Source organism: Ochrobactrum chromiisoli, assembly GCF_026241335.1.
Classification (GTDB): Bacteria; Pseudomonadota; Alphaproteobacteria; order Rhizobiales; family Rhizobiaceae; genus Brucella; species Brucella chromiisoli.
The window spans coordinates 102,354-118,410 of record NZ_JAPHAV010000006.1 but is presented as its reverse complement, the minus strand read 5'-3'; the positions used below and the strand labels follow the sequence as shown (position 1 = coordinate 118,410).

Here is a 16,057-nt window from a genome sequence, read left to right as displayed (position 1 = left end):
CAGGATGGTGTAACCATCCGGCGAAAGCTCCCATGCGCGAAAGACAGGCTCCCTCGGGGGCCTTTTTTGTTATCTGAACATCAACGAATTGATTAAGTAAAGCAGACGGGAAGTGAAGACGATGACGGCAGCAAAAAGCGAGGCGGCGACGATCTCCGCAGGGCAACGCGAAATGACCGGCGCGGAAATGGTGGTTCAGGCTATGATTGATCATGGTGTGGAACATCTTTTCGGTTATCCGGGTGGTGCCGTGCTGCCGATCTATGACGAACTGTTCCAGCAGGACAAGGTTCAGCATATTCTTGTTCGTCACGAGCAAGGCGCAGGCCATGCGGCCGAAGGCTATGCGCGTTCGACAGGCAAGGTTGGCGTTATGCTGGTTACGTCTGGTCCAGGTGCTACCAATGCTGTCACGCCTTTGCAGGACGCGCTTATGGATTCGATCCCGCTGGTCTGTATTTCCGGTCAGGTTCCGACCACACTCATTGGCTCTGATGGTTTTCAGGAGGCCGATACGGTTGGTATTACCCGCCCTTGCACCAAGCACAACTGGCTGGTTCGCAACGTCAACGATCTTTCGCGCGTCTTGCATGAGGCTTTCCATATTGCCTCAACAGGGCGTCCGGGGCCGGTTCTGGTTGATATCCCGAAGGATATTCAGTTTGCGACCGGTATTTATACACCGCCGCAGACTGCACCGCGCACCAGCTATCGCCCAACGATCGAGGGTGACAAGTCGGCCATCGCGCAGGCTGTTGAAATGTTGTTGAGCGCCAAAAAGCCCGTCATTTATTCGGGCGGCGGTGTTATCAATTCCGGTCCTGCTGCAACGAAGCTTTTGCGTGAGCTGGTTGAAATCAGCGATTTCCCGATCACTTCGACCCTGATGGGCTTGGGTGCCTATCCTGCATCGGGCAAGAACTGGCTGGGTATGCTCGGAATGCACGGCACATACGAAGCCAATATGACCATGCATGATTGCGATGTCATGCTGTGCGTTGGTGCGCGTTTTGATGACCGTATCACGGGTCGTCTCAATGCCTTTGCTCCGCATTCGCGCAAGATTCACATCGATATTGATCCATCATCGATCAACAAGAATGTTCGCGTTGATGTGCCGATTATCGGTGATGTGGCGCATGTTCTCGAAGATATTGTTCGCCAGTTCCGCGCTTCCGAAAAGAAGCCCGAAAAGAACGCAATTGCTGCCTGGTGGGATCAGATCAACCGCTGGCGTGCTCGAAAGTCATTGGCCTATACGCCGAACAAAGACGTGATCATGCCGCAATATGCGTTGCAGCGCTTGAATGAACTGACCAAGGATCGTGACACTTATATCACGACCGAAGTTGGCCAGCATCAGATGTGGGCCGCACAGTTCATGGATTTTGACGCACCAAATCGCTGGATGACTTCGGGTGGTCTCGGCACCATGGGCTATGGTTTGCCTGCGGCTCTGGGTGTTCAGATTGCGCATCCTGATGCGCTGGTCATTGATATTGCTGGTGATGCGTCGATCCAGATGTGCATTCAGGAAATGTCGGCTGCCATCCAGTATGAAGCGCCGATCAAGATTTTCATCCTGAACAATCAATATATGGGTATGGTTCGTCAGTGGCAGCAGTTGCTGCATGGCAATCGCTTGTCACATTCCTATACGGAAGCAATGCCAGATTTCGTGAAGCTGGCAGAAGCTTATGGTGCGCATGGTATTCGCTGCGATAAACCAGAGAAGCTTGATGATGCGATTATGGAAATGATTGAAGTCAAAAAGCCGGTTATCTTTGATTGCCGCGTTGCCAATCTCGCCAACTGCTTCCCGATGATCCCATCTGGTAAGGCACATAATGAAATGCTGTTGCCTGATGAAGCGACCGATGAAGCTGTTGCCAATGCCATTGACGCCAAGGGCCGTTCCCTAGTCTGATCCGGAGTAAAGAACATGAACGCACAAAATCTAGCATCCGGCTCGGCATATTTTATTGCAGCGGATACACAGACACCGGAAACCCATACGCTTTCGGTTCTCGTTGATAACGAACCGGGCGTTCTCGCCCGTGTCATTGGCCTGTTTTCAGGCCGTGGCTACAACATTGAAAGCCTGACGGTTTCTGAAACCGAGCATGAGCAGCATCTGTCGCGCATCACGATTGTGACACGTGGCACGCCAAATGTTCTCGATCAGATCCGCCATCAGTTGGAGCGCATCGTGCCGGTGCACCGCGTGGTTGATATGACCTACCGCGCCGTTGAACTTGGCCATGAACGTCCGATTGAGCGTGAGCTTGCGCTGATCAAGGTTGCAGGAAAGGGCGAGGCGCGTGCTGAAACCCTGCGCCTGACCGATGCCTTTAATGCCAAGATTGTGGATGCAACGACCGAGCATTTCATTGTGGAGATTACCGGCAAGACGGCCAAGATCGACCAGTTCATTTCGCTGATGAAGCCGCTTGGTCTGGTTGAAATCTGTCGCACGGGTGTGGCTGCTATGAACCGTGGGCCTCAGGGGCTGTAAATAGCAAGCTTAATCGAGACAATATCGGCTGAAACCGGCACAATGTTTCGATTGTGCCGGTTTTTTATTGAGCTAATTTGTAGCTACAATTCAGGTCAAATCACTATGTCTCTTGAAATATTTCTGGCGCTTGTTGTCTTTGCATTTGTTTCGTCGGTCACGCCCGGTCCCAACAATCTGATGCTGCTTGCATCCGGTGTGAATTTCGGTTTCCGGCGCACGATTCCGCATATGCTGGGCATTGGCGTGGGGTTTTTTATCCTGTTGCTGGCCGTGGGTTTTGGCCTTGGTGCGCTGATTGAAACCGTGCCGTCGTTCTATATGGCGCTGAAGTTCGCGGGTGGCGCTTACATGCTCTATCTTGCGTGGAAAATTGCCACATCGCGTTCCATCGGTGAGTCTAAAAGACGCGACAAGACAAAACCCATGTCGTTTTTGCAGGCACTGGCTTTCCAGTGGGTCAATCCCAAAGCCTGGGTGATGGCAATCACCGGTATTGCGACCTATGCAAACCACGACAATTATTATGTTGCCGTTCTTCTGGTGAGTGCTGCTTTTGCGATGGTTAACCTGCCGAGTGTCTCCGTCTGGGCGGGGTTCGGTACGCTGTTGCGCAACTGGCTCTCCGATCCTGTTCGATTGAAATGGTTCAATTTAATCATGGCGTTGTTGTTGGTTTTGAGCCTTTGGCCAATGCTGAAATAGCGTGTTGAAGAGGTGAATGATGTCCATACTTCCCACTTATGACGATGTGATCTCCGCTGCCAGACAGATTGAAGGCCATGCGCATCACACACCGGTTTTCACGTCATCAATCCTTGATCGAGAAACGGGGGCTGAGTTCTTTTTCAAATGCGAAAACTTTCAGCGTATTGGCGCGTTCAAGTTTCGTGGGGCGTTTAATGCTTTGTCGCGGTTTTCAGATGAGCAGAAGAAGCGCGGCGTGCTTGCCTTTTCTTCCGGCAATCATGCGCAGGCGATCGCGCTGGCCGCGAAATTATTAAATATTGGTGCGACGATTATCATGCCCGAAGATGCGCCAGCGGCCAAGCTCGACGCAACGCGGGGTTATGGCGCAAAAGTCGTTACCTATAATCGTTATACTGAGGATCGCGACGCTCTTTCGAAGACGCTGGCCGAGGAGGGTGGGCTGACGCTTATTCCGCCGTTTAATCATCCCGATATTATTGCAGGGCAGGGCACGGCAGCAAAGGAACTGATTGAAGAGGTTGGCCCGCTGGATGCATTGTTTGTCTGCCTTGGCGGCGGTGGACTGCTGGCGGGTTCAGCCTTGGCTGCCAAAGCACTTTCCCCTTCCTGCGATGTTTATGGTGTGGAGCCAGAAGCAGGCAATGACGGTCAGCAGTCGTTCCGCTCAGGCAAGATCGTCCATATTGACGTTCCGCAGACCTTGGCGGATGGTGCGCAGTCACAAGCTTTGGGTGAGCTCACCTTTGCTATTATCCGTAAGACTGTTCGCGATATTTTGAGTGTCAGCGACGATGAACTTGTGCAGGGCATGAAGTTTTTCGCAAGCCGTATGAAAATGGTGGTTGAGCCGACCGGCTGTCTGGCGTTTGCCGGTGCAAGACAGATCGCATCAAGCCTGAAGGGCAAGCGGGTTGGCGTGATTGTGAGCGGCGGAAATGTTGATCTTGATAAGTTTGCGGCATTGGTAAGCCAAAAGGTTTGATCACGGTTTGATCTTGTGTTTGGGCGGCGAATCCTGTCTGAACAGCATATGCAGTTTTCTCCAGAGCAGGATCAGGCCTTGAAGGCCGTTGGACAATGGCTGAAAGAAGGGCGTTCGCCCATTTTTCGGCTGTTTGGCTATGCCGGTACAGGTAAAACGACGCTGGCGCGTTATTTTGCCGAGCATGTCGATGGCGAAGTGCAGTTTGCTGCCTTCACCGGCAAGGCAGCGCAGGTATTGCGCTCGAAGGGCGCGAACAATGCCCGCACGCTGCATTCGCTGATCTATCGCCCGCGTGGTGAAGAAGCGATTGAAGACGAGACGACGGGCAAGACGTCTATTTCGCCGACTTTTTCGCTTAATCGTCAAAGCCCTGTGGCCAAAGCGGCGCTGATCGTTGTGGATGAATGTTCTATGGTCGATGAGCAGCTCGGCCGCGATCTCATGACATTTGGTACGCCGATTTTGGTGTTGGGCGATCCGGGCCAGTTACCGCCAATCTCCGGCGGTGGGTTCTTCACCGAACATGAGCCGGATTATCTGCTCACTGAAATTCATCGGCAGGCACGTGATAACCCCATTATCCGCATGGCGCTTGATGTGCGTGAGGGCAGGGAGTTGAGCTATTGCGATGAGGGCCGGGCGAAGGTCATCTCCAAGTCGCAAGTCAATCAGGATCTGGTTCTGGCGGCTGATCAGGTGCTTGTCGGCACAAACCGCACACGTAAGCGCTATAATCAGCGGCTGCGTGAGCTGAAAGGTTTCAGCGCAGATTATCCGCAGGCTGGCGATAAGCTGGTTTGTTTACGCAATGATCCGGCCAAGGGGCTGCTGAACGGATCTCTTTGGAAAGTGATGACCTCATCCAAGGAAACCGTGAAACCCGGAATCAATCTTCTGGTGTCGCCGGAAGATGAAGATCGTGGCGTTGCCAAAATCAAATTGCTCAAGGCACAGTTTGAAGACCCGGATGCTGAAATTCCGTGGCAGACCAAAAAACGCTTTGATGATTTTGATTATGGCTATGCGCTGACTGTGCATAAGGCGCAGGGTTCGCAGTGGGATAATGTCGTGCTGTTTGATGAAAGCTATGCATTCCGCGACACGCGCGAGCGCTGGCTTTATACGGCCATCACGCGTGCTGCGGAGCAGTTGACGATTGTAAAGTGATTGCTCAAGTGATCATTGTTCTTGTGGCTTGGCGTCCAGCCATTCCCACGCCTTCGGCTCATCATCCGATTCAAATGTGCGCATTTCTATCGAGAGAAATGGCTGCATCAGTGTGACGCTGGCCTGTATCCACAAAGGACCGCCGACAATCGCGTAACGACGCAGATGTCGCAACGATTTTGCGCGCATGGAGAGCATGCTTTCGGAAAAAGCAGCTCCCCAGTCAACGCCTTCATAGCCAGTCAGCCGGATAAGCAGGTCGATTTCTTCATGACCTTCATAGGCCGCATCAAGCAGGCCATAGAGGTTTTCCAGCGCTGCATCATCCAGATGCCCTTCGATTGCAAAAGCGAAGACGTCCTCGCGATTGGTGGGAATGCGTCGAATGACCGGAATATCTTCATTGCGCATTGGTGACCTCCAGTTTCTGAATGCTTTGTTGTTCGGTAAAACGTTGCTGGTGGGGCAAAAGTTGCGAAAAAGCGTATGAAAGTTTCCATTCGGGCTGCTGTTGGAAATTGTTTGTGAGATGCGGTCTTAAACACTCACATTTTTTCTCAACGGACGATATAAAGCCATATCCTTATTTGAGGGAGCCACGCTCTATGCCTGCAAAACTGTCCGTCAATCTTAATGCCATCGCCATGTTGCGCAATAGGCGTGATCTCCCCTGGCCAAGTGTTATCGGCCTTGGACGTGCAGCGCTTGCAGCCGGTGCCGCTGGTTTGACAGTGCATCCGCGCCCCGATCAGCGCCATATCCGCTTTTCCGACCTTGCTGATATTCGTGCTTTGATCGATGATGAATACCCGCTGGCCGAGTTCAATATCGAAGGCTTTCCGACAGAAGCTTTTCTGGAACTGGTGGAAAAGCATCAGCCGCAACAGGTGACGCTGGTTCCTGATGATCCGATGCAGGCGACATCCGATCATGGTTGGGACTTTGAAACAAAGTCGGATTTTCTGGCGCCTATTGTTCAGCGGCTCAAGGAAAACGGTATGCGTGTATCGCTTTTTGCTGATCCCGATCCGCTTGGCTATGAAAAGGCCAAGTCTATCGGCGCTGACCGGATTGAGCTTTATACCGGCCCTTATGGGGCGACCTATGACGATCCCGCGGCTGCATCGCATGAGATAAATCGTCTTGGCAAAGCTGCGGATGCTGCAACAGCGCTCGGGCTTGCAATCAATGCTGGGCACGATCTGACAGTTGAAAATCTCCCCGCGCTGGTCAAACGTGTACCGCAATTGAGTGAAGTGTCGATTGGCCACGGCTTGACTGCAGATGCGTTAATGTATGGTATGCCAGTGACCGTCAGCCGTTATATTGCTGCGCTTGCGGGATAAAAAGGGGCTCCTAAAACGCATGGCTGCTAATCAAGCCGTGCGAATTTCGCGTTTGTGCGCGGACGCGACAAGATATAAACCGCGCGCCACAGATCATGCGCTGCGTGCACAGGATCGTTTGAGGGAAGCATACATGAAGTTTTCCACTGTCCTTGTTCCGTGCTATGGCGTTGGCTCAGTATATTTTTCTTTGAAAAGTTTGATTTTTATACATGCGGCACATGGCCGTTGACGGCTTATTCGCCCCTACACTCTCTGATATTCCATTTCGATATTTATGAAGGTGTCTGCATATGAGCAGCGAGAATACAGATAAGAGCGTTTCATCCGCAGGCGATGCGATAGAGACGAATACGCTGCCCGTTAGCATCTCTCCTGAGAACAACACCGTTTCGGAAGAAAACGATCATTCACACGACAGCATGAAAATGCTGCTGCTTGGAGCGCTGGGCGTTGTCTACGGCGATATCGGTACCAGCCCGATCTATGCTTTTCGCGAGGCGCTGCATGCGGCAACTTCGGATGGTATTCTCTCGCGGTCCGATATTCTCGGGGTCGTTTCGCTGATCTTCTGGGCGCTTCTGCTCGTTGTGACGGTTAAATATGTGATCTTTGTATTGCGCGCCGACAATAACGGTGAAGGCGGCATTCTCTCTTTGATGGCACTGGTGCGGTCTGTCCTGAAAGGGCGGCCTGATCTTATTCTGGGGGCAGGGATTTGCGGTGCGGCGCTTTTTTTTGGTGATGCGGTCATTACGCCAGCCATTTCGGTGCTTTCGGCTGTTGAAGGGGTTCAGATTGTAGCACCTCACATGACGCCCTTCGTGGTGCCGATTACCCTCGTCATTCTTGTTGTTCTCTTCTCAATCCAGAAATACGGAACAGGCAAGGTTGCGATTGTTTTCGGGCCGATTATGGCCGTGTGGTTTCTGGCGCTTGGTGCATTGGGGCTTTGGCACATCTTTGATGATCCCACAGTTATGGCCGCCCTTAATCCTTATTATGCGGTGCGCTTTTTGGCTGTTAGCCCCGGTGTTGCCTTTATCACTGTTGGCGCCGTGTTTCTTGCCATGACAGGTGCAGAGGCACTTTATGCCGATCTCGGGCACTTTGGACGAAAGCCGATTGTGCGGGCCTGGCTGTGGATCGTTTTTCCCAGCTTGCTGCTCAATTATTTCGGACAAGCTGCATTCGTGCTTTCGCACGGTGAAGCTGCGGCGCTGCCATTTTTCGAGATGATGCCGAAATTTGCACTGTGGCCGATGGTCTTGCTCGCAACGGCTGCGACGGTGATTGCCAGTCAGGCGGTTATCAGTGGCGCGTTTTCTGTTGCACGCCAGGCTGTCCAGCTTAATATTCTGCCGCGTCTGGAAATCCAGCATACGTCCGAAAAACTGCACGGACAGATTTATATCCCGCGCGTCAATCTGCTGCTCGGTCTGACGGTTATTATTCTGGTGCTTGGCTTTGAGAAATCCAACAATCTGGCATCTGCATATGGCATTGCTGTTACCGGCAATATGTTGGTTACGACCGGTCTTCTTTATTTCGTCATGACACGTATCTGGAACTGGCGTGTCAGCCGTGCCTTGCCGGTTATCGCAGGGTTTTTTATCGTTGATCTTCTGTTTTTTAGCGCGAACATCATCAAAGTACATGAGGGCGGCTGGGCCTCTATTCTGTTTGCCGCCATTCTGGTGATCATCATGTGGACATGGGTGCGCGGCACCCGACACCTGTTCCAGAAGACGCGTAAGGCAGAAGTGCCGCTTGATCTGATCGTCGAGCAAATGAACAAGCGTCCGCCAACCATTGTGCCGGGTACTGCGGTGTTTCTGACCGGTGATCCGAAAAGTGCGCCGACAGCGCTGATGCACAGTCTCAAGCATTATAAGGTTCTGCACGAGAACAACGTGATCCTCACGGTGGTTACGGCCTCAAAGCCATGGGTTTCCAGTGCGGATCGCGCGCGCGTTTCGCAATATAATGAGCGCTTCATGCTGGTGACGCTGACTTTTGGCTATATGCAGCAACCCAATATTCCGCGTGCGTTGGGCTTATGCCGGAAACTTGGCTGGAAGTTCGATATTATGACAACGTCTTTCTTTTTGTCGCGCCGCTGGCTGAAAGCATCAGCGCATTCCGGCATGCCGCTTTGGCAGGATAAGCTGTTTATTTTGTTGGCGCGTACCGCATCGGATGCAACAGAATATTTCCAGATACCAACGGGGCGTGTTGTCGAGATCGGAACGCAGGTTAATATCTGATCTTTACGGGTTTCAATTTGCGGGGCGCATTTCAGAATTTGATTCTGGAATGCGCCCTTTGTTTTTGATTTTGCTCGCTTCTTTCCTGTTGCCCAAAACATGGGCCGGAGGACAATTCTAAAATCTTTCCTGGTTGTGAAAAATCCTGCTTGACGGTCATCCAAGCTGGGATTAATAAACGGAACCGTACCGTACGGTACAAAGTGGAGGGATTGATCCGTGACTGATAAAAGCGACGAATTGCAGGCTAAGAAGCAGCCGTCTTTCTCGCCGCGTCAGAACGAAGTTCTGGAGCAGGCGTTGCGTCTTCTTGTTGAGGGCGGTGACCGCGCTTTGACAACGGCAAGCATTGCGCGCGCCGCCAATTGCTCCAAAGAAAGCCTCTATAAATGGTTTGGCGATCGCGACGGTTTGCTCACCGCAATGGTTCGCTGGCAGGCGTCGAAGGTTCGTGTTGTCCCTGTTGCGCGCGAAAAGCTAGATGCGGAATCGCTCTTTTCCAGCCTTGAGCATTTTGCGCGCGATTGGCTGCTCGTGCTCTCTGGTCCGACGTCCATTGCGTTGAACCGTCTGGCGGTCAGTCATACAGCATCAGGCAAGTCGGCTTTGGGTGATATCGTTCTTGCCAATGGTCCGGTTGCGATGGCAAAGCGTCTCAAGCCCATTCTTGAAATTGGTCAGGAAGCAAAGCTGCTGGCTTTTGACGACATTAACGAAGCATTTCGTGCATTTTTCGGACTTGTCGTCCGGGACATGCAGATCCGGTTGCTGCTTGGCGATCGGCTGGAACTGACTGACGAAGTGGTTATCCGGGACGCCCGGCGCGCCACAAAGCAGTTTTTCGCTCTTTACGGGGCATAATCGTCTGCGGATACGAGGAAGCCGCAGGGAAATCTGAATGAAGGGAATATGAAATGCGCGTTTATTACGATCGTGATGCAGACGTTAATCTGATCAAGTCGAAAAAGGTTGTTATCGTCGGTTACGGTAGCCAGGGGCGCGCTCATGCGCTCAACCTCAAGGATTCCGGCGCTGCCAATGTGCGCATCGCTCTTCGTGAAGGTTCGGCGACTGCCAAGAAGGCCGAAGCTGATGGCTTTGAAGTGATGAATGTTGCGGATGCAGCCAAGTGGGCCGACCTTCTGATGATGGCAACGCCTGACGAATTGCAGGCTGACATCTACAAGGATCACATTCAGGACAACATCCGTGACGGCGCAGCGATTGCTTTCGCTCACGGCCTCAATGTTCACTTTGGCCTGATCGAGCCAAAGAAGACCGTTGACGTTGTCATGATCGCACCAAAGGGGCCGGGCCACACGGTTCGCGGCGAATACCAGAAGGGTGGCGGCGTTCCTTGCCTTATCGCTATCCATCAGGATGCTTCGGGCAACGCACATGACCTTGCTCTCTCCTACGCTTCGGGCGTTGGTGGCGGTCGTTCGGGCGTTATCGAAACCACTTTCAAGGAAGAGTGCGAAACCGATCTGTTCGGTGAGCAGGCTGTTCTTTGCGGTGGTGTTGTCGAACTCATCCGCACCGGTTTTGAAGTTCTGGTTGAAGCTGGTTATGCACCAGAAATGGCTTACTTCGAGTGCCTGCACGAAATGAAGCTTATCGTGGATCTGATCTACGAAGGCGGCATTGCGAACATGAACTACTCGATCTCCAACACTGCTGAGTGGGGCGAATATGTCACTGGCCCTCGCATCATCACCGCTGAAACCAAGGAAGAAATGAAGCGCGTTCTGAAAGATATTCAGACCGGCAAGTTCACTTCCGATTGGATGCAGGAATACCGTGCGGGTGCAGCGCGCTTCAAGGGTATCCGTCGCAACAACGACAGCCACCAGATCGAAGAAGTTGGCGAAAAGCTCCGCGGCATGATGCCATGGATCGCAGCCAACAAGCTCGTCGACAAGGCACGCAACTAAAAATCTGCGATATTCAGGCTCTGGCCGTCTGCCAATGGCGCTTTGTTCCGTTTCGAGTGCGTACGTCCTTTATGTATGCTCCGCTCCGGTTCTCGCAAAGCACCATTTTCGCCAGGCGATAAGTCTGAACTCCATCAGATTTTAGGTGCTTTCCGATCAGAGAAAAAGAGGGGCGTTTCTTACGCCCCTTTAATACATGGCAATGATTTGGTTTTTCAGTGCAAGCTATCCCGCACGAAAAGATCGTCAAACGCCTTTTGAATTTATGTTTTGTGCGTGGTTGAGCCAAAACAATTCGGAATATCTTTATTCCATGTGAACATGGAAAGAGGTGTTCTCGTTGGCTGAAATTTGCGCTATCGCTTTACCCTTCTATGGTGAAGTTTGAGGAGGCTTTGCCTTCAAACGAATTGAGGAGATTTCCGGTGCTGGACTGGGAAACTGTATTTGCAACGCGTTCGAAACGCATGCGCGCTTCGGAAATCCGTGAACTTCTGAAATTGCTGGAACGTCCGGATATTATTTCCTTTGCTGGCGGCATTCCCGACCCGGCGCTGTTTCCGCATGCCGAATTCCAGAGCGCCTATCAGGACATTTTTGGTGGTCCTGAAGCCAATGCAGCTCTGCAATATTCCGTGTCGGAAGGATATAAGCCGCTGCGCACCTGGTTGGTGGGTGAGCTTGCCAAGATCGGTATTCCCTGCACCGAGGACAATGTGTTCATTACGTCCGGTTCGCAGCAGGCGCTCGATTATCTCGGTAAGCTTTTCATTTCGCCAAATGACACAGCTCTTGTGACAGCTCCGACCTATCTCGGCGCCTTGCAGGCATTCAATGCCTATGAACCGACTTACGACACGCTCTCGCTGAACGGCAACCGCACACCAGATTCCTATAAGCAGGCTGCGGAAAGCGCTGGCGGGCAGGTCAAGTTTGCTTATCTTTCCGCAGACTTCAGCAACCCGACCGGAGAAACGGTTGGTCTCGCCGGCCGGCAAAAGCTGCTTGCAGAAGCTGATGAACTTGATATTCCGATCATCGAAGATGCGGCCTATCAGTATCTGCGTTACAATGGCGAAGCGATTGCGCCGATCCTGTCGCTGGATATCGCACGTCATGATGGCGACATTGAAAAGACCCGTACCATCTATTGCGGCTCCTTCTCCAAGACCCTCGCACCGGGCCTGCGCGTTGGTTACGTCGTTGCTGCGCAGTCAGTCATCCGCAAACTGGTTTTGATGAAGCAGGCTGCTGATCTGCACTCTTCAACAATCAACCAGATTGTTGTTCATCGCGTCGCCTCAAGCGGTTTTGACAAACAGGTCGCTAAACTGCATGGCGTTTACAAGCATCGCCGCGATAAGATGCTGGAAGCGCTTGCCAAGTATATGCCGGAAGGCACGGAATGGACAAAGCCGGAAGGTGGCATGTTCATCTGGGTCACGTTGCCAAAGGGCATGGACGGTGCTGCATTGCTCGCAGCCTCAATTGAGAGCGAGAAGGTGGCCTTTGTTCCGGGTAAGGCGTTCTTTGCCGATGGTACGGGCGCGAATACCCTGCGTTTGAGCTATTCATGCGCCAATGACGAAATGATTGACGAAGGTATCATGCGTCTTGGACGTTTGATCCGCACGCATTCCAAATCGGAAGCTGCATAAAATATTTAAAAGCCGGACATCGTCCGGCTTTTTCATTATTGAAACGGTGAATTGCAGTTTGTGCGTGGCCCCGCAAAAGGCTGATAGGTGTCGTCCGAAGTGCGATAGCTGCGATAACGGTTGGAGCACCATGAAATATGGTTGCTGCTTGGACCGAGAGTTTTAACAGCTGTGCGATCCGATGGGCGGACCTGAAGCGGGTCGCCATTTTTGTAGATCGGGATGCCTTCGGGCGAGATGTAGTTTCCGCTGTCACGGCAGCCCACACCATAACACTTACCTGATCCTGCTTGCGGTTGATAAGTTCGCGGCAACCCGCCAGCGATAGGGGGCGTGCTTGGGCGCAAAGACGGCACGTAAGGCGTGTTCAGATCGACCGCCGCAGCGCTACCTGCAAGGCTTACCGCGAACAGACCTGAGCAAAGTGCGATGCGTCTTATCTTTCCAAGCATTTTCGGTATCCCGGTTTGCAGACATTATATGGTGGTATTTGCGATCAAAACCAGCGCAGCTGTGCAATTTTAAAAAGAAGCCCTTGCCAATCATGACGCAAGCCGCGAGATTGCGCAGGCATGTTTACGATAGCCACATTTAATGTCGAAAATCTGATGCGCCGGTTTGATTTTTCCGGCTTTCGCAATGAATTACATCAGGATCGTTCGCTTAAACTTTTTGAGATTGGCGATGAAGCGCAATATCGTTTGTTGGAGCAGTCGCGTGCTGTTGCCCATACGGATGACACACGTCAGTTGACTGCTCTTGCTATCGCAGAAACACGGGCCGATGTGCTTTGCCTGCAAGAGGTCGATAATCTCGCTGCGCTGAATGCGTTTGAATATGGCTATCTGTTCAAGATGGTCGGGCAGGGCTATCGCAACAAATATTTGATTGATGGCAATGACAGCCGCGGCATTGATGTGGCTGTTATGGCACGAGATGCGACGCGCCATGGTCAACGCATTGAAGTGATGCAAGTCACAAGCCATGCGCATCTCACCTACAAGGAATTGGACCTTTATCAGCCCGTACTGGCTGAACTGGGACTTGAGCCGCATGATCGTATTTTTAAGCGTGATTGCCTCAATCTCGATTTGCGCATCGATGGCAAGCCTTTGTCTTTGTTTGTGGTTCATCTCAAATCGATGAGCGGTGCCCGCAATGGTTTTGACGGGCGGACTGCTTCTCTGCCGGTGCGGCAGGCGGAAACGCGGGCCATTCGGCACATTATCGAAGAAAAATTCGGCATCGGTCGTACGGCAGACAAGCGCTGGCTTATTTGCGGGGATTTCAATGATTATCGCGAGCGGATCGTCATTGAGGGCGATGAATGGAATGGCTATCAGTTTACGCCGACTTCGGAAGAGACAAGCGCGCTGGATGTGCTGCTGAGTGATGGTTTTGCCGTCAATCTGGTTGAGCGCCGCCCTGTCATGGATCGCTGGACGCTTTATCACACGCGTGGTCCACAGGAACGCCATCTTTGCCAGCTTGATTACATTCTGGCCTCGCCATCGCTGGCGCATAAAAATGAGCGCGCCATTCCGCAGATTATTCGGCGCGGCCAGCCGTGGCGGACCATTTTCCCGCCGGGGCAGGATGTTGATCGTTATCCGCGCACGGGATGGGACCGACCAAAAGCCAGCGACCACTGCCCTGTGGCCGTCACGTTGAATATCGTCTGAAATAGAGGCTGCTGATGCGAAATGTGAAAGAAAACACGGTCTACGTGATGGACCGCGTTGATGTCCGGGTTTTGCCGGGTGCGCTTTCCTATAGCGAGGCAAACAGACAAGCGATTGCTGCCAACTGGCAACGGGCGGTGGCTGCCAATCCGATGCTTTTTGATGGTGAGATTTATCTTGCACCGCAGGCGCATTTTGATGAAGGCGTATTGGAGGCCGGTTTCAGACGCACGAGTTTTGCAACGCTGATGTATTGGCGGCATGACCGGGCATCGCAAAGGCCATGGCACATCTTTGGTGTTGGGGTGATCGTGTCGGCTGAAGACCATCTGATTGCAGCGCGTATGGGCGCGCATAACGCCGTTGCGGGTCGCGTTTATTTTCCAGCCGGTTCTATTGATGACAATGATATTGTCGGAGACCGTGCCGATTATGAAGCCAATATGGCCCGCGAAGTGCGCGAAGAGACCGGGATCGATCTTGGCAAGGCGAAAGCAGAGCCGAAATTCCATCTCGTGACAGCTGATGGTAGCATTGCGCTTTTCCGCCGTTATTATTTTGATCTTTCGACCGCAGAGATTCTTGAGCAGATCGAAGCCAACCTTGCTGCACAGACGCAACCGGAGCTGAGTGAAATCATTCCCATCACAAAGGCCGGTATGATGGGACAGGCAACGCCGTCCTATGTTCGGGCCTTTGCAGACTGGCATTTTCAAAATCAACATTAAGAGTTGTTTCTTACAGATGACAGCGGCGCGAAATTGACTATGCTCGCACGGACAAATATTCAATGCGCCGCATTGAGCGCATTGTGTTTTGGTGCTGTTTGCTGAGTGTTGTGAGGGAGAGGGTAAAGATGACCGAAGCTGCCGGTTCCGGCCGATATTATGAGATTTTCGACGTTTTCGCCGATAAGGCTCTGGCTGGGAATCCGTTGGCTGTTGTCCACGACAGTGAGGGGCTGACGGATGCGCGCATGCAAGCCATTGCGCGCGAGTTTAATCTGTCCGAGACGGTTTTCATCTTTCCGCCTGAAAACCCGGTGCACGAGGCTGCTGTTCGGATTTTTACGCCGGATTATGAACTTCCCTTTGCTGGACATCCAACAGTGGGCGCGGCTGTGTCGCTGGCGCGTCATCGCAGGACGGGTGATGAGTCGGACCGGCTTGTAACGCTGGAAGAGAAAGTCGGCGTTGTTCGCTGCGGCGTTATTCTTGGCGACAACAGCGCCTTTGCAGAATTTGATCTGCCGCGCCTGCCGGAAAAACTTGATATCAAGATCGAGAAAGAAGAAGCGGCCGCAGCCATCGGGCTTGGTACGCATGAAATCGGCTTTGAGAATCACGTGCCCGCTGTCTGGAGTGCTGGAACGCCTTATCTTCTTGTTCCGGTGCATAATCTCATTGCTGCCGCCAAAGTATCGATCGATCCGGTGTATGTAAGCGAGACCCTGCCGCATGTCGCTGACCGGCCTTTGCCGATTTATGTTTATTGCCGCGAAACCATTCTGTTCGACAGCAATTATCATGCGCGCATGTTTGTGACGGGCTCCAATGTTTACGAGGACCCGGCAACCGGTTCCGCCGCGGCGGCTTTTGCTGGTATGATCCTTGCCAAGGATAAGCCGGTGGACGGCAGTTCGCAGTGGTGGATAGAGCAGGGTATGGAAATGGGGCGCCCATCACGTATCCGGCTTGAACTGGATGTTTCCAAGCAGATGCTGACCAGTGCGCGCATCGGCGGCACGGCAGTCAAGATTGCCGAAGGACGCCTGTTCGTCTGACCGAAGCTT

General features: G+C 52.5%; 15 protein-coding genes. 13 read left to right on the top strand and 2 right to left on the bottom strand.

Going from position 1 to position 16,057, the window contains the following annotated elements; all coding sequences use genetic code 11:
• Positions 1-121 precede the first annotated feature (121 nt).
• From OPR82_RS13425 to OPR82_RS13405, 5 genes are all read left to right on the top strand, one after another.
• Entirely contained in the window at positions 122-1,927 is a 1,806-nt protein-coding gene (locus OPR82_RS13425) for an acetolactate synthase 3 large subunit (RefSeq protein ID WP_265985385.1), read from the top strand.
• A gap of 15 nt (positions 1,928-1,942) precedes the next feature.
• Positions 1,943-2,515 (top strand): acetolactate synthase small subunit, encoded by a 573-nt coding sequence (ilvN, locus tag OPR82_RS13420; protein ID WP_265985384.1) that lies wholly within the window; start codon positions 1,943-1,945, stop codon positions 2,513-2,515.
• 105 nt (positions 2,516-2,620) lie between these two features.
• On the top strand, positions 2,621-3,220 hold the full coding sequence (locus OPR82_RS13415) for a LysE family translocator (RefSeq protein ID WP_265985383.1): 600 nt from the start codon (positions 2,621-2,623) through the stop codon (positions 3,218-3,220).
• 19 nt (positions 3,221-3,239) lie between these two features.
• Positions 3,240-4,208, top strand: a complete 969-nt coding sequence (locus OPR82_RS13410; RefSeq protein WP_265985382.1) for a threo-3-hydroxy-L-aspartate ammonia-lyase — start codon at positions 3,240-3,242, stop codon at positions 4,206-4,208.
• A gap of 48 nt (positions 4,209-4,256) precedes the next feature.
• Complete coding sequence (locus tag OPR82_RS13405; RefSeq protein ID WP_265985381.1) at positions 4,257-5,378, top strand: ATP-dependent DNA helicase; 1,122 nt, start codon at positions 4,257-4,259, stop codon at positions 5,376-5,378.
• A 12-nt stretch (positions 5,379-5,390) separates the two neighbouring features.
• Here the strand turns inward: OPR82_RS13405 and OPR82_RS13400 are convergent, their stop codons facing one another.
• A complete protein-coding gene (locus tag OPR82_RS13400; protein WP_265985379.1) occupies positions 5,391-5,789 on the bottom strand; it encodes a SpoIIAA family protein in 399 nt (132 codons plus the stop codon).
• A 194-nt stretch (positions 5,790-5,983) separates the two neighbouring features.
• Between OPR82_RS13400 and OPR82_RS13395 the strand changes: the two genes are divergently transcribed.
• The 5 genes from OPR82_RS13395 (at position 5,984) to OPR82_RS13375 (ending at position 12,583) form a co-directional block, all read left to right on the top strand.
• Positions 5,984-6,724, top strand: a complete 741-nt coding sequence (locus OPR82_RS13395) for a pyridoxine 5'-phosphate synthase (RefSeq protein ID WP_265985378.1) — start codon at positions 5,984-5,986, stop codon at positions 6,722-6,724.
• 422 nt (positions 6,725-7,146) lie between these two features.
• A complete protein-coding gene (locus OPR82_RS13390; protein WP_265985483.1) occupies positions 7,147-8,991 on the top strand; it encodes a potassium transporter Kup in 1,845 nt (614 codons plus the stop codon).
• A gap of 219 nt (positions 8,992-9,210) precedes the next feature.
• Entirely contained in the window at positions 9,211-9,852 is a 642-nt protein-coding gene (locus OPR82_RS13385; RefSeq protein WP_265985377.1) for a TetR/AcrR family transcriptional regulator, read from the top strand.
• Between the two features lie 53 nt (positions 9,853-9,905).
• On the top strand, positions 9,906-10,925 hold the full coding sequence (gene ilvC, locus OPR82_RS13380) for a ketol-acid reductoisomerase (RefSeq protein WP_265985376.1): 1,020 nt from the start codon (positions 9,906-9,908) through the stop codon (positions 10,923-10,925).
• A 425-nt stretch (positions 10,926-11,350) separates the two neighbouring features.
• Positions 11,351-12,583 (top strand): aminotransferase-like domain-containing protein, encoded by a 1,233-nt coding sequence (locus OPR82_RS13375; protein WP_265985375.1) that lies wholly within the window; start codon positions 11,351-11,353, stop codon positions 12,581-12,583.
• A 35-nt stretch (positions 12,584-12,618) separates the two neighbouring features.
• On the opposite strand, the gene OPR82_RS13370 is transcribed toward OPR82_RS13375, so the two are convergent.
• Entirely contained in the window at positions 12,619-13,035 is a 417-nt protein-coding gene (locus OPR82_RS13370; RefSeq protein ID WP_265985374.1) for a BA14K family protein, read from the bottom strand.
• Between the two features lie 120 nt (positions 13,036-13,155).
• Between OPR82_RS13370 and OPR82_RS13365 the strand changes: the two genes are divergently transcribed.
• The 3 genes from OPR82_RS13365 to OPR82_RS13355 all read left to right on the top strand — a co-directional run bounded on the left by OPR82_RS13365 (position 13,156) and on the right by OPR82_RS13355 (position 16,048).
• On the top strand, positions 13,156-14,265 hold the full coding sequence (locus OPR82_RS13365; protein WP_265985372.1) for an endonuclease/exonuclease/phosphatase family protein: 1,110 nt from the start codon (positions 13,156-13,158) through the stop codon (positions 14,263-14,265).
• Between the two features lie 14 nt (positions 14,266-14,279).
• A complete protein-coding gene (locus tag OPR82_RS13360; protein WP_265985371.1) occupies positions 14,280-14,993 on the top strand; it encodes an NUDIX hydrolase in 714 nt (237 codons plus the stop codon).
• 128 nt (positions 14,994-15,121) lie between these two features.
• Positions 15,122-16,048 (top strand): PhzF family phenazine biosynthesis protein, encoded by a 927-nt coding sequence (locus OPR82_RS13355; protein WP_265985370.1) that lies wholly within the window; start codon positions 15,122-15,124, stop codon positions 16,046-16,048.
• Positions 16,049-16,057: the final 9 nt, after the last annotated feature.

Coding starts and splice junctions, on each gene's coding strand:
- OPR82_RS13425 (WP_265985385.1), top strand. CDS start 122: ATGACGGCAGCAAAAAGCGAGGCGGCGACGATCTCCGCAGGGCAACGC.
- ilvN (WP_265985384.1), top strand. CDS start 1,943: ATGAACGCACAAAATCTAGCATCCGGCTCGGCATATTTTATTGCAGCG.
- OPR82_RS13415 (WP_265985383.1), top strand. CDS start 2,621: ATGTCTCTTGAAATATTTCTGGCGCTTGTTGTCTTTGCATTTGTTTCG.
- OPR82_RS13410 (WP_265985382.1), top strand. CDS start 3,240: ATGTCCATACTTCCCACTTATGACGATGTGATCTCCGCTGCCAGACAG.
- OPR82_RS13405 (WP_265985381.1), top strand. CDS start 4,257: ATGCAGTTTTCTCCAGAGCAGGATCAGGCCTTGAAGGCCGTTGGACAA.
- OPR82_RS13400 (WP_265985379.1), bottom strand. CDS start 5,789: ATGCGCAATGAAGATATTCCGGTCATTCGACGCATTCCCACCAATCGC.
- OPR82_RS13395 (WP_265985378.1), top strand. CDS start 5,984: ATGCCTGCAAAACTGTCCGTCAATCTTAATGCCATCGCCATGTTGCGC.
- OPR82_RS13390 (WP_265985483.1), top strand. CDS start 7,147: ATGAAAATGCTGCTGCTTGGAGCGCTGGGCGTTGTCTACGGCGATATC.
- ilvC (WP_265985376.1), top strand. CDS start 9,906: ATGCGCGTTTATTACGATCGTGATGCAGACGTTAATCTGATCAAGTCG.
- OPR82_RS13370 (WP_265985374.1), bottom strand. CDS start 13,035: ATGCTTGGAAAGATAAGACGCATCGCACTTTGCTCAGGTCTGTTCGCG.
- OPR82_RS13365 (WP_265985372.1), top strand. CDS start 13,156: ATGTTTACGATAGCCACATTTAATGTCGAAAATCTGATGCGCCGGTTT.
- OPR82_RS13360 (WP_265985371.1), top strand. CDS start 14,280: ATGCGAAATGTGAAAGAAAACACGGTCTACGTGATGGACCGCGTTGAT.
- OPR82_RS13355 (WP_265985370.1), top strand. CDS start 15,122: ATGACCGAAGCTGCCGGTTCCGGCCGATATTATGAGATTTTCGACGTT.